Annotated in this window: 12 protein-coding genes; 11 read left to right on the top strand and 1 reads right to left on the bottom strand. The window is 69.1% G+C overall.

Going from position 1 to position 12,696, the window contains the following annotated elements; genetic code table 11:
* Positions 1-87 precede the first annotated feature (87 nt).
* The 11 genes from B1790_RS30195 (at position 88) to B1790_RS30145 (ending at position 12,176) form a co-directional block, all read left to right on the top strand.
* Entirely contained in the window at positions 88-831 is a 744-nt protein-coding gene (locus B1790_RS30195; RefSeq protein WP_079926964.1) for an SDR family oxidoreductase, read from the top strand.
* 54 nt (positions 832-885) lie between these two features.
* A complete protein-coding gene (locus B1790_RS30190; RefSeq protein ID WP_079926986.1) occupies positions 886-1,785 on the top strand; it encodes an AraC family transcriptional regulator in 900 nt (299 codons plus the stop codon).
* A gap of 68 nt (positions 1,786-1,853) precedes the next feature.
* A complete protein-coding gene (locus B1790_RS30185; RefSeq protein ID WP_079926963.1) occupies positions 1,854-2,225 on the top strand; it encodes a YraN family protein in 372 nt (123 codons plus the stop codon).
* Positions 2,225-3,736: a YifB family Mg chelatase-like AAA ATPase gene (locus tag B1790_RS30180; protein ID WP_079926962.1), complete on the top strand. Its 1,512-nt coding sequence runs from the start codon at positions 2,225-2,227 to the stop codon at positions 3,734-3,736. Before B1790_RS30185 ends, B1790_RS30180 begins: the two co-directional genes overlap by 1 nt.
* On the top strand, positions 3,733-4,857 hold the full coding sequence (gene dprA, locus B1790_RS30175) for a DNA-processing protein DprA (RefSeq protein ID WP_079926961.1): 1,125 nt from the start codon (positions 3,733-3,735) through the stop codon (positions 4,855-4,857). The genes B1790_RS30180 and dprA overlap by 4 nt, the downstream gene beginning before the upstream one ends.
* Before the next feature lie 118 nt (positions 4,858-4,975).
* Entirely contained in the window at positions 4,976-6,841 is a 1,866-nt protein-coding gene (locus B1790_RS30170; protein ID WP_079926960.1) for a fatty acyl-AMP ligase, read from the top strand.
* Positions 6,842-6,865: 24 nt separating this feature from the next.
* On the top strand, positions 6,866-7,906 hold the full coding sequence (locus tag B1790_RS30165; RefSeq protein ID WP_079926959.1) for a cellulase family glycosylhydrolase: 1,041 nt from the start codon (positions 6,866-6,868) through the stop codon (positions 7,904-7,906).
* Between the two features lie 66 nt (positions 7,907-7,972).
* Entirely contained in the window at positions 7,973-8,821 is an 849-nt protein-coding gene (locus tag B1790_RS30160) for a siderophore-interacting protein (RefSeq protein WP_079926985.1), read from the top strand.
* 23 nt (positions 8,822-8,844) lie between these two features.
* Positions 8,845-10,023 carry an alpha-hydroxy-acid oxidizing protein gene (locus B1790_RS30155; protein ID WP_079926958.1) on the top strand — a complete coding sequence of 393 codons (1,179 nt, stop codon included), beginning with the start codon at positions 8,845-8,847 and terminating at the stop codon, positions 10,021-10,023.
* Entirely contained in the window at positions 10,020-11,177 is a 1,158-nt protein-coding gene (locus B1790_RS30150; RefSeq protein WP_079926957.1) for a zinc-binding dehydrogenase, read from the top strand. The genes B1790_RS30155 and B1790_RS30150 overlap by 4 nt, the downstream gene beginning before the upstream one ends.
* A 99-nt stretch (positions 11,178-11,276) precedes the next feature.
* The gene (locus B1790_RS30145) at positions 11,277-12,176 is read left to right on the top strand and encodes a tyrosine recombinase XerC (protein ID WP_369832455.1); all 900 of its coding nucleotides are present in this window, start codon (positions 11,277-11,279) and stop codon (positions 12,174-12,176) included.
* Here B1790_RS30145 and B1790_RS30140 read toward each other — a convergent pair.
* Positions 12,124-12,648 carry a M23 family metallopeptidase gene (locus tag B1790_RS30140; RefSeq protein WP_079926955.1) on the bottom strand — a complete coding sequence of 175 codons (525 nt, stop codon included), beginning with the start codon at positions 12,646-12,648 and terminating at the stop codon, positions 12,124-12,126. The genes B1790_RS30145 and B1790_RS30140 overlap by 53 nt on opposite strands.
* Positions 12,649-12,696 lie beyond the last annotated feature (48 nt).

The following is a 12,696-nucleotide window of genomic DNA, read 5'->3' as shown; positions in this document are numbered from 1 at the left end:
TGGCACGTTGGCGACCAAGACGATCGCGAAGGTTTCTCAGACGGCACGGCGTTGTCCGACGCCGCTGTGCCCGTTAGCTTTTCGTTCATGACAACAGTGCTGATCACGGGATGTTCATCCGGCTACGGCCTCGCCACCGCGCAGAGGTTCCTCGACGAGGGCTGGGACGTCGTCGCCACCATGCGGACCCCGCGCCCCGACGTCTTGCCTACTTCGGACCGGCTGACGGTGTTGCCGCTGGACGTGACCGACCCCGAGAGCATTGCCGACGCCGTCCTGGCAAGTGGGCCCGTCGACGTCTTGGTCAACAACGCGGGTATCGGCGCCGTCGGAGCGTTCGAAGCCACTCCGATGGACACCACGCGAGAGTTGTTCGACACCAACACCTTCGGTGTGATGGCGATGACTCAGGCCGTCGTCCCGCAGATGCGGTCGCGGGGCTCCGGCGTCATCGTCAACGTCACCTCGAGCACCACCCTGGCGGCCATGCCGCTGGCCGCGGTCTACACCGCGAGCAAGTCCGCCATCGAGGGCTTCTCCGGGTCGCTGGCGTTGGAGCTGGGCTTCTTCGGGGTGCGCGTCAAGCTCGTCGAGCCGGGATACGGGCCGTCGACCGCCTTCACCAGCAACGGTACCGCTCGGATGGCGGGGCTGATCCCCGAGGAGTACCTGCCGTTCGCGGCGCCCATCCTGGACTCGTTCGGTCGGCCCGGGGCAGTGACAACCCCCGGCGACGTCGCCGACGTGGTGTTCGAGGCCGCCAACGACACGTCGGACCGGCTGAGGTTTGCCGCCGGTGCCGATGCCATGGCCTTGGCCCAGTTGACCTGAGGCGGTTCGGCGCGGCGGCACGCTAGCGTTTGCGGTATGCGCGCCGCGGAACCGATGGAGGAACTGATGGCGCTGTTGCGTCCCGAGGCGGTGCTGGCCAAGGTCATCACCGGCGCCGGACAGTGGAGCGTCAGGAAGCCGCGCTACGGCGACCCAGCGTTCTGCCTGATGCTCGACGGGTCATGCCTGCTGGAGCCCGACGGGCTCGACGCCGTCGAACTCCGACACGGCGACTTCCTGCTGTTCCCGCGGACGCCGGAGTTCACCATGAGTGGAAGCCCAGGCGTGACACCGACTTTCGCGCCGCTCGACCATTCGCACGACACTCACCACGGCCCCGAGTCGGAGCCGGTCACCATGCGGATGCTCGGTGGGTACTTTCGGTTCGACCCGGCCAGTGCGGCTCTGTTGGTGGCGCTCCTGCCGCCGGTCGTCCTGGTCCGGGGTGGACGACCGGGTGCGGCCAGGCTGACCCGGCTCGTCGAACTCATCGCCGAGGAGGCCGACACCGACGGGCCGAGCCGGGACGTGATCCTCAAGCGCCTCGTCGAGGTGCTGTTGATCGAGGCCACCCGGCTTCCCGCCGCGCCGGACCTGGGCAGCGGCGGCAGGGGACTGATTGCGGGGCTGGCGGATCCGGTGCTCGCGCCGGCCCTGCGCGAGATGCACGCCGACGTTGCGCGCGGCTGGACCGTCGAACGGCTCGCCGCGGTAGCCTCGGTGTCCCGTGCGGTGTTCGCCCAAAGATTCACCCGCACAGTGGGATTGACGCCCATGCAGTACCTCTTGGAATGGCGCGTGGCGGTGGCCAAGGACCTGTTGAGAACCGAGGTGCCGTCGGTGGCGAAGCTGGCCCAGCGGGTGGGCTACCAGTCCGCGACCGCGTTCACGACGGCGTTCACCCGGGTGGCCGGCTGCTCTCCGAGCGAGTACTCCCGGGGTGCCTGTGGATGAATCGACGTCTGTGGATGACGCCGTGATTTCTCGGGTTGGCTGTCGGTGCACACCCGCACGGTGGGGTCATGACGGAAACGTGGACTCGGGCCCAGATCGGCGCTCTCGGTGAGCAACTTGCGGTCGACTATCTGACGTCGCAGGGGCTGACGGTGTTGGCCCGCAACTGGCGATGCCGGTACGGCGAATTGGACGTGATCGCCGTGGACGCCGCGGCGGCTGCGGTGGTGTTCGTCGAGGTGAAGACGCGCACCAGCGACCGCTTCGGTGGCGTGGAGCAGGCGGTGACGCCGCAGAAGGTCCGGCGGTTGCGCCGGTTGGCGGGCCTGTGGTTGGCCGCCCAGGACCGCGGCTGGTCGAAGGTGCGCATCGACGTCGTCGGCGTGCGGATCGGGCGGAGCCCGACGCCGGAGATCACCCACCTTCGGGCGGTGGGCTGATGACGCTGGGCCGGGCATACTCGGTCGCGGTTCGCGGGGTGGACGGCACGATCGTGGAGATCGAGGCGGACATCACCAACGGGCTGCCTGGGGTGCACCTGGTCGGGCTGCCCGACGCGGCGCTGCAGGAATCCCGCGACCGGGTGCGGGCGGCAATCACCAACTGCGGCAACGAATGGCCGCAGACCCGACTGACGTTGGCGCTGTCGCCGGCCACTCTGCCGAAGATGGGTTCGGTGTATGACATCGCCTTGGCGATGGCCGTGATCTCGGCGGAGAAGAAGACGTCCTGGGCGCGTTTGGACAAGACCGTGTTGCTCGGCGAGTTGGCCCTCGACGGGCGCGTTCGGCCGGTCAAGGGCGTACTGCCCGCCGTGCTGGCCGCCAAGCGGGAGGGCTGGCCGTCGGTCGTGGTGCCGATCGACAACCTGGCCGAGGCCAGTCTGGTGGACGGCATCGAGGTGTGGGGAGCCAGGACGCTACGACAGGTGCAGGCGTGGTTGGCGGGCAAGGGTGCCCTCGACGACCGCGTGGCCGAGGTGGCGGCCGAGGACCAACCGGTCGCCGATCTCGCCGACGTCGTCGGCCAGACACACGCCAGGTTCGCCGTCGAGGTCGCCGCAGCCGGTGCCCACCACCTGCTGCTGACCGGTCCGCCGGGAGTGGGCAAGACCATGCTGGCGCAACGGCTTCCCGGCCTGCTGCCTCCGCTCACCCACGACGAGTCACTCGAGGTCACGGCCATCCACTCGGTGGCAGGTCTCCTGTCGGGGCGCACGCCGCTGATCACCAGGCCGGTGTTGGTCGCACCGCACCACACGTCGACCGTCGCCGCGATGGTGGGCGGCGGCTCTGGTCTTGCGCGTCCCGGGGCGGTGAGCCGTGCGCACCGCGGAGTGCTCTTCCTCGACGAGTGTGCCGAGATTGGCTCCAGTGTGCTCGAAGCCCTGCGAACGCCGTTGGAGGACGGCGAGATTCGGCTGGCCCGCCGAGACGGGGTCTCGCAGTACCCCGCCCGGTTTCAGCTGGTGATGGCGGCCAACCCGTGTCCGTGCGCGCCGGCGAGGTCCAGTGACTGCGTCTGTCCCGCGGTCGTCAAGCGGCGATATCTCGGCAAGTTGTCCGGTCCGCTGATGGATCGCGTGGATCTGCGGGTGGAAGTGCATCCGGTGCCCTCGGGGTCGATCGGCTCCGAGGAGGGGGAGTCCACGGCCGTGGTGCGCGATCGGGTGGCCGCGGCCCGCGACGCGGCGGCGGCGAGGTGGGCGCCCCACGGGGTGCGCACCAACGCCGAGGTCAGCGGACCACTGCTGAGGCGCCGGTTCCGTCTGGACCGGACGGTGATGGCGCCGCTGCGATCCGCCCTCGACAAGGGCGATCTGAGCGTCCGTGGCGTGGATCGAACTCTGCGTGTCGCGTGGACTCTCGCCGACCTGAAGGGCCGCACGATGCCGGTGTTGGACGACGTCAACACCGCGCTGAGCTTCCGGCAGGCCGGAGGTGCGCGATGACCGACGAGGACAGGTCTTGGGCCTACCTGTCGCGTGTCGTCGAACCGCCGTCCAGGGAATTGTCGGCCTTCGTGGCGGACGTCGGACCCGTCGAGGCGGCGACGCGGATCAAGACTGGTCGGCTGAAGGACGAGAAGCTGCAGCGGATCACCGAGGCGCGTCGTGACGTCGACCGTGCGGCAGCAGATTTGGAGGCACTGGCTCGGCTTGGTGGTCGGCTGGTGACCCCAGACGATCCCGATTGGCCGTTGCTGGCCTTCGCCTCGTTCAGGGGGAGACCGGTGTGTGACCGCCCGACCGGTGTCGCGCCGATGGTGCTGTGGGTGATCGGGGAGGACTCGCTGGCCGACGTCGCCGAGCGTTCCTGCGCCATCGTGGGAACGCGGGCGGCGACGTCGTACGGCGAGCACCAGGCCGCGGACTTGGCCGCCGGGCTCGCGGAGCGCGACGTGGCCGTCGTCTCGGGCGGCGCGTTCGGGATCGACGGGGTCGCCCACCGGGCGACACTCGGCGCCGAAGGCCTCACCGTCGCCGTGTTGGCCGGTGGGATCGACGTGCCCTACCCGTCCGCGCACACCGCGATGCTGCGCCGGGTCGCCGAACAGGGACTGCTGGTCAGCGAATATCCGCCGGGCGTGCGGCCGGCGCGACACCGGTTCCTCACCCGCAACCGCCTGGTCGCCGCTCTCTCCGGTGCGACGGTGGTGATCGAGGCGGGGCTGCGCAGCGGCGCTGCCAACACCGCCAGTTGGGCGGAGGCCCTCGGTCGCCCGGTCTGCGCCTATCCCGGCCCGGTGACGTCGTCGGCCTCGGCGGGGTGCCACGTGCTGATCAGAAACGGGGCACTCCTCGTGACGCGGGTCGAGGAGGTCGTCGAAGTTGTCGGGGCAGCTGGCGAGCTGGCCCCCGAACCGGGCCGGCCGGTCTCGCCTCTGGACGGCCTCACCGACGTCGAGCTTCGCACCTACGACGCCCTGCCAGCCCGTGGTGCCCGCACCGTCGACCAGCTTGCGGTGGCCGCCGGTCTGCCGCCAACCGAATTGCTGGGCCCGCTGGCGACTTTGGAGCTCGCCGGTCTGGTGCGGCGGCAGGAGGGCCGGTGGCGGATCGCCGCGCGGTGAATGCCGTGGTCGCGGGTTGGTCGGCTACTGAGACCAAGTCGTCGTAAGCGGCTCCACGTGACGAGTGACACAGGGATTCTGGTCATCCAAAGGTTAGCCGTCCTACTATTGTCGGCATATGGGTCGGGAAGCCTTGCAGGACAACGTTGATCAATCCGAGAGTGCCCTCGGCGACTTTCTTGACCCCGAGGGTAATGTCGCGATCCCCGATGGGGTCACGCTGATTTCGCACTTGGACCGCAACACTCGTCAGCTCGGCGGGGCGCCGGCGTACCGGTTTCTGGACTATTCCCGTGAGGACGCCGGGTCGGCGATCGAGCTGACCTGGACCGAACTTGGGGAACGGGTGCGAGCCGTCGCAGGTCGGCTCCAACAGGTGACCACGCCTGGGGAGCGCGTGGCGATCTTGGCACCTCAGGGTCTCGACTACGTGGTGGGCTTCTTCGCCGCGATCCAGGCGGGGTGCATCGCCGTGCCGCTGTTCGCACCCGAATTCGCCGGCCAGGCCGAACGGCTCGAATCGGTGATCGCCGACGCGACACCCTCGGTAATCCTGACGACGAGCCCAGCTGCAGAATCGATTACGACGTTTCTCCGCAAGCGTCCTCGGAGCCTCCGCCCACGAATGATCGCGGTCGACGCGGTGCCCGACACGGTCGGCGACCTGTTCAACCCCGTGCACCTGGCCACCGACGACATCGCCTATCTGCAGTACACCTCGGGGTCGACTCGCGTCCCGGCTGGCGTCGAGATCAGCCACCGGGCGGTGTGTACCAACGTCGCCCAGATGATTCTCGCCGGCGGGCTCGACACCGACATCCGCAGTGTGAGTTGGCTGCCACTGCACCACGACATGGGTCTGGTGATGATCATGTTCCCGGCGCTGTGCGGGGGACACATCACGCTGATGTCACCGCAAGCCTTCGTGCGGCGACCGCACCGGTGGATCAAGGCGCTTGCGGACGAGGGCGCCCACGGCCGAACCTTCGCCGCCGCACCCAATTTCGCATTCGAACTGGCCGCCCAGCGAGGGCGACCCGCCGCGGGCGAGGCCCTCGACCTCAGCAACGTGGCCGGGTTGCTCAACGGATCGGAGCCGGTCACGCCGACGGCCGTCGACCAGTTCGTGGCGGCTTTCGCCCCCTACGGCCTGGCGCGCAGCGCCATCAAACCGTCCTACGGCATGGCCGAAGCTACGTTGTCGGTGGCCAGCATCGCCCCCGACGCCGAGCCGACCGCGATCTTCCTCGACCGCGAGGCGCTGTCCGCAGGCCGTGCCGTTCCGGTGGAACCCGGCGCGAACGGCGTCGCCCACGTCTCCTGCGGGCAGATGGTGCGTAGCCAGTGGGGCGCAATCGTCGACTCCGAGCACGGTGCGGAGCTGGCCGACGGATACATCGGCGAAATCTGGTTGCACGGCAACAATATCGGCGGAGGCTACTGGGGCCGGGAACTCGAGACGGAGCAGACGTTTCGCAACAAGTTGCTGGTGCGGTTGGCGAGCGGCAGCCACGCCGAGGGCGCCCCGCACGACGGCCTCTGGTTGCGAACCGGTGACCTCGGTGTCTTCCTCGACGGCGAGCTGTACCTCACCGGCCGCATGAAGGACCTCATCATCGTCGACGGACGCAACCACTATCCGCAGGACATCGAGGCGACCGTCTCGGAAAGCTCGCGGGTCGTCCGGTCCGGCTACGTCGCCGCCTTCACCGTGCCCGTCGACGTGCTTCCGCAGCATCGGCGCACGAACGACTCCGGCGAACGAGTCGTGATCGTCGCCGAACGCGCCGCAGGGGCGGGGCGCGTGGAACATGCCGCCGTGGTTGCCGACATCACCGCAGCGGTGGCGCGCCGTCACGCCGTCGCCGTCGCGGACGTGCGGATCGTGGCCGCGGGCTCGATCGACCGCACCACCAGCGGCAAACTGGCGCGCCAAGCGTGCCGCGCCTCGTATCTCGCCGAGCTGTCGTCGACCTCTGGTTGAGCGCGGCTCCGGTAAGTTGACCCCATGCGCGGCGTCGGAACATGGAGCCGCTGCCTTGCCCTGATGTTGTTGCTCGTCACGGCGACCGTCGCCGGTTGTCGCATCGCCGAGGCCGAGCCAGTGGTGCCGGCCGACGGCTACGGATTCAGTGTTGGCGCCTCACAAATTTGGATGAGCGCCGAGGACGCGGACCGCGAACTGGACGCGGCCGCACTCACCAACGCGCGCTGGTTGAGGGTGCACGTCGACTGGCACGCCGTCGAGAAGGTGAAGGGCGAATACGACTGGGGCTACGTGGATCACTGGATCGACGGCGCCCGGGCCAGGGGAATGCGGGTGCTCGGTCTGATCACCAACACCCCGGACTGGGCCAAGGCCCCCGGCACTGCGCTGTACGCACCACCGACCGACGCGGCCGACTACGCGACCTTCGCGGCCGCCGTCGCCAAGCGCTACCGCGACCGCGTGACCGATTGGGAACTGTGGAACGAACCGAACCTGCCGCGGTTCCTCGGGTTCGCCGATAGTCGCGCCGCCGTCTACGTCGGCCTGCTGAAGGCTGCCTACCCGGCGATCAAGGCGGTGCAGCCGAACAGCACCGTCATCTCGGCGGGGCTCAGCCCCGCCGTCGGCGTCGACGGACCCGCGAACTTCCTCAACGACATGTACGTCAACGGCGCGAAGGGTTACTTCGACGCAGTTGCCATGCACCCCTACGTCTTTCCCGCCGGCCTGGCCGCCGACCCGGACAACGCGTGGTCCGACCTCGCACGCGCCCACGACGTCATGACGCTCAACGGCGACGGCGACAAGAAGGTGTGGATGACCGAGTTCGGGGCGCCAACCTCCGATCCCGCCGCGGAGGGCGTCAGCCAGCAGGAGCAGGCCAAGCAGATCCTCGACGTGCTCGCCGGACTGGCCGCCGCGGGGTGGGCCGGGCCGGCGTTCGTCTACAGCATTCGCGACGTCGACACCGCCAACCGAGGCAATCGCGAGGACAACTTCGGCGCCCTGCTGACGACGGACTTCCAGCCCAAGTTCACCGCAGGCGTGCTCGCACGGTAGGCAGCCACTCGACCCCACCCGCTCGTATAGTCGAAGGCGCCAACCGACGAATGCAAAGAGGTGACCGTGGCAGGCCGTCCGATCCACACCTTCGACGTGGTGCGCAGCGAACAGCTGACGCCCCACATGATCCGAGTGGTTCTCGGCGGGGGCTTCACCACGTTCACTCCCACCGACTTCACCGACTCCTACGTCAAGATCGTGCTGCCCCGTTCGGGAACCGACGTCTCGACGCTCCCGACGCCGTTGACCCTCGACAGCTTCAAGGAGCTGCCCGACGAGTACCAGCCCGTCGTCAGGACCTACACCGTCCGCAAGGTCGACCGCGAGCGCGGCGAGATCAGCGTCGACTTCGTCGTCCACGGCGACCACGGCGTGGCGGGCCCGTGGGCGGCGTCGGTCAAGCCGGGCGACCCCGCCTACCTGATGGGTCCCAGCGGCGCCTATGCACCCGACCCCGCCGCCGACTGGCACCTGTTGGCCGGCGACGAGTCGGGGCTGCCCGCGATCAGCGCCGCCCTCGAGGCGATGGCGCCGGATGCCATCGGGTTCGTCTTCGTCGAGGTCAGTGGCCCCGACGACGAGATCGAGTTGATCGCCCCCGAGGGCGTCCAGATTCGCTGGATCTACCGCGGCGGTCGCGCCGACCTGGTCCCCGAGGAACGCGCCGGTGACCACGCGCCCCTGGTCGAGGCGGTCAAGGAGGTCCTGTGGCGGCCCGGCCAGGTGCAGGTCTTCATCCACGGCGAGGCCCAAGCCGTCATGCACAACCTGCGGTCCTACATCCGCAAGGAACGCGGCGTCGACGCGAAGTGGGCGTCGATCTCCGGTTACTGGCGGCGCGGTCGCACCGAGGAGACCTTCCGGCAATGGAAGGCCGAGCTGGCGAAAGCGGAGTCTCCGTCCGCCGGCTGACCCGGGCTGGCAGGCTTAGACCCATGGCATTCGGTGACTATCAGCTCGAGATCTATCTCCAGGGCCTTTCCGGAGTCCTGCCGTCCTACCCGATGGCATTCGCCGAACTGGAGGCCAAGGCCAAGGCCGCGATGTCCCCGTCACTGTGGTCCTACGTGGCAGGCGGCGCGGGCGACGAGCGCACGCAGCGGGTCAACGTCACGGCGTTCGAACGCTGGGGCCTGGTGCCGCGAATGTTCGTCGGCGCCAAGGAGCGCGACGTCTCGATCGAGCTGTTCGGGATGACGCTGCCCTCGCCGTTGTTCATGGCGCCCGTCGGGGTCATCGGCTTGTGCGCGCAGGACGGTCACGGTGACCTGGCAGCGGCGAGGGCGGCCGCCCGCACCGGGGTTCCGATGATCACCTCGACGTTGACGGCCGACCCCTTGGAGGAGGTCGCCGCCGAGTTCGGTGACACCCCCGGCTTCTTCCAGCTCTACACGCCAACCGATCGTGACCTGGCGGCCAGCCTGGTCTCTCGGGCCGAGGCCGCGGGCTACAAGGGAATCGTCGTCACGTTGGACACCTGGATTCCCGGCTGGCGCCCCCGCGACCTTTCGACGTCGAACTTCCCACAGCTGCGCGGGCACTGCCTGTCGAACTACACCAGCGACCCGGTCTTCCGCGCCTCACTCGCGCAGACCCCCGAGGAGAACCCACAGGCCGCGATCCTAAAGTGGATCTCGGTCTTCGGAAACTCGTTGTCCTGGAACGACTTACCGTGGTTGAGATCGCTGACCACGCTCCCGCTTCTCGTCAAGGGCATTCAGCATCCCGACGACGTCCGCAGGGCGGTCGACGGCGGCGTCGACGGCATCTACTGCAGCAATCACGGCGGGCGACAGGCCAACGGGGGACTGCCGGCGATCGACTGCCTGCCGGGCGTCGTCGACGCAGCCAACGGGGTACCGGTGCTGTTCGACTCAGGCATCCGCAGCGGTGCCGACGTCGTGAAGGCGTTGGCGTTGGGCGCCACCGCGGTCGGTGTCGGACGGCCGTACGCTTACGGCATGGCCCTCGGCGGCGCCGACGGCGTGGTGCACGTCTTGCGATCCCTGCTCGCCGAGGCGGACCTCATCATGGCCGTCGACGGATATCCCTCGCTCGATGACCTGGTGCCGGATGCGCTACGGCGCCTCGAGTCGGCGGGAGTGTCCCGATGAGGGCGGTGCGTTGCCTCGACGGCATTCTGGACGTCGTCGACGCCGACGAGCCACGGCCGCAGAAGGGGCAACTCGTCCTCGACGTGAAGCGTTGCGGCATATGCGGTTCCGACCTGCACGCCCGCCACCACGCCGGCGAGCTGGAAGACGTCATGAAGGCGGTGGGCTACGAGGACTTCATGCGAGCCGACACCCCGGTGGTGATGGGCCACGAGTTCTCCGGCGAGGTGGCCGAGCGGGGACGCGGGGTCGCCAAGGAATTCAAGGTGGGGACGCTGGTCGTCTCGTTTCCTTTGATACGGGCCGCCGGCGGGGTGCACCTGACCGGGCTGTCACCGCTGGCGCCCGGCGGTTACGCCGAGCGTGTGCTCGCCGAAGCCGCGATGAGCTTCGTCGTGCCCAACGGGCTGTCGGTCGACGTCGCCGCCCTCACCGAGCCGATGGCGGTGGCGTTGCACGCGGTGCGCCGCAGCGAGATCGGCAAGGGTGACGTCGCGATCGTGGTCGGCTGCGGCCCGGTTGGGCTGGCCGTGATCAGTCACCTCAAGGCATCCGGGGTGAAGACCGTCGTCGCCAGCGACTTCTCTTCCGGTAGAAGGGCTCTCGCGACGAAGTGCGGTGCGGACGTGGTGGTCGACCCGGCCGTCGACTCACCGTACGAACGCGCGGGAAGCAAGGGCATGATCACCAAGGCGCCCGCCCTCTACGAACTGGGGATGGGCTCGATGGAGAAGCTGCGCAAGCTTCCCGGGTGGTCACACGTCTACCGCGCCGCCGACGCGCTTGGCGCGGCAGGCCCGAAGCGGCCGGTGATCTTCGAGTGCGTCGGCGTTCCGGGGATGATCGACGGCATCGTTGGCGCCGCTCCGCTGAGCTCGCGTGTCGTCGTGGTCGGCGTCTGCATGGGTGAGGACAAACTGCGTCCCGCCATGGCGATCAGCAAGGAAGTCGACTTGCGCTTCGTATTCGGTTACACGCCACTGGAATTCCGCGACACCCTGCACATGCTGGCCGACGGCAAGGTCGACGGTTCGCCACTGCTCACCGGCACAGTGGGGTTGGACGGCGTCGAGGCGGCGTTCGACGCCCTTGGTGATCCGGAGGCCCACGCCAAGATCATGATCGATCCGGCGAGTGCCGCGGTAGTGCCGTAGCCGGGTCACCGTCGGGTCTCGAATTGCCGACACGGAGTGGACGCGAATGCGCCGCCGGCACCCGTCTGCCACGGTAGGGGAGTGGCGGCGGCAGTCGAGGTGGTGTTCGAGGAGTTCGACGAATACCTCGCGCTGCAACGCGGCCGTTCGGAGCACACCCGCCGCGCCTACCTCGGAGATCTGCGTTCGCTGTTCGCCTTCCTCGGCAAGCAGGCCGGCGAGCAGCCGTCGCTGGACCGTCTCACGCTCCCGGTGCTGAGGTCGTGGCTGTCGTCCCAAGCCGCGGCCGGTGCCGCGCGGACGACGCTGGCGCGGAGGACCTCGGCGGTGAAGACGTTCACTGCCTGGGCCCTGCGACGCGGTCTGATCGAGAGCGATCCCGCGGCCCGCCTGCAGGTGCCACGGTCCCGTCGTTCCCTGCCCGCCGTGCTGCGTCAGGACCAGGCGCTCGACGCCATGAACGCCGCCACGTCTGGCGCTCAGCAGGGCGATCCGATGGCGCTGCGGGACCGGCTGATCGTCGAGACGTTGTACGCCACGGGAATTCGCGTCAGCGAGCTGTGCGGTCTCGACGTCGACGACGTGGACACCGGGCAACGGGTCCTGCGCGTGCTCGGCAAGGGCGACAAGCAACGCACGGTTCCGTTCGGCGAACCCGTGCTTCGGGCGTTCAGCGCGTGGCTCACCGACGGCAGGCCGGCATTGGCCACACCGACCTCGGGTGCCGCACTCCTGCTCGGCGCCAGGGGTGGGCGCATCGACCCGCGCCAAGCCCGCACCGTGGTGCACCAGACCATGGCCGCCGTCGACGGCGCCCCCGACATCGGTCCCCACGGCTTGCGGCACAGCGCGGCGACGCACCTGCTCGAGGGCGGGGCCGATCTGCGCGTCGTCCAAGAGCTCCTCGGTCACTCGTCGCTGGCGACCACGCAGCTCTACACCCACGTCACGGTGGCGCGCCTACGAGCGGTGCACGACCAGGCGCACCCAAGGGCTTGAGTCGAACGGGAGTGGTGACGACGAGACCGAGCGGGTCGACGTAGTCGGCACGCGATGCCGGACCCCACATCGCACCCCAGTGCAGGCACGCCTCGGCACCACAGCCGGGATGACCGGCGACCACCGTGCCGACCGCACTTCCCGCGTCGACCAGCTGTCCCGCGCGCACCACCGCGTCCACCGGTTCGTAGGTGGTGCGCAGACCGCCGGGGTGGGCGATCGAGACGAGCGGTCGCCCCGCCAGCTCACCAGCGAAGACGACCGTGCCCGACGCGGCGGCGTACACCGTCTGACCGGTCGCCGCGGCGAGGTCGACACCGCGGTGCCCGCGATTCCAGTTCGGCGCGGGAGCGTCGAACGCCCGGACCACGGCCGGTCTCGGTCGCAGCGGCCAGTCCAGTCGGTCGGGGACGGCGCCCGCGGGTACGGCGGTGAGCAAGCCGACCGCCGTCACCGTCGCAAGCAATCTCATCGCACCAGTTCAGCGTGCGAATCGGCGTCGGGGAAAGGCGTCAACCGG

The organism is Mycobacterium sp. AT1 (assembly GCF_002043095.1).
GTDB lineage: Bacteria > Actinomycetota > Actinomycetes > Mycobacteriales > Mycobacteriaceae > Mycobacterium.
This window is presented reverse-complemented; position numbering and strand designations above follow the sequence as displayed.

What these genes read in the sequence shown, in the direction of transcription:
- B1790_RS30155 (WP_079926958.1), top strand. Translation starts at nt 8,845, where the DNA reads ATGGCATTCGGTGACTATCAGCTCGAGATCTATCTCCAGGGCCTTTCC.
- B1790_RS30140 (WP_079926955.1), bottom strand. Translation starts at nt 12,648, where the DNA reads ATGAGATTGCTTGCGACGGTGACGGCGGTCGGCTTGCTCACCGCCGTA.
- B1790_RS30170 (WP_079926960.1), top strand. Translation starts at nt 4,976, where the DNA reads ATGGGTCGGGAAGCCTTGCAGGACAACGTTGATCAATCCGAGAGTGCC.
- B1790_RS30180 (WP_079926962.1), top strand. Translation starts at nt 2,225, where the DNA reads ATGACGCTGGGCCGGGCATACTCGGTCGCGGTTCGCGGGGTGGACGGC.
- B1790_RS30185 (WP_079926963.1), top strand. Translation starts at nt 1,854, where the DNA reads ATGACGGAAACGTGGACTCGGGCCCAGATCGGCGCTCTCGGTGAGCAA.
- B1790_RS30150 (WP_079926957.1), top strand. Translation starts at nt 10,020, where the DNA reads ATGAGGGCGGTGCGTTGCCTCGACGGCATTCTGGACGTCGTCGACGCC.
- B1790_RS30165 (WP_079926959.1), top strand. Translation starts at nt 6,866, where the DNA reads ATGCGCGGCGTCGGAACATGGAGCCGCTGCCTTGCCCTGATGTTGTTG.
- B1790_RS30195 (WP_079926964.1), top strand. Translation starts at nt 88, where the DNA reads ATGACAACAGTGCTGATCACGGGATGTTCATCCGGCTACGGCCTCGCC.
- B1790_RS30190 (WP_079926986.1), top strand. Translation starts at nt 886, where the DNA reads ATGGAGGAACTGATGGCGCTGTTGCGTCCCGAGGCGGTGCTGGCCAAG.
- dprA (WP_079926961.1), top strand. Translation starts at nt 3,733, where the DNA reads ATGACCGACGAGGACAGGTCTTGGGCCTACCTGTCGCGTGTCGTCGAA.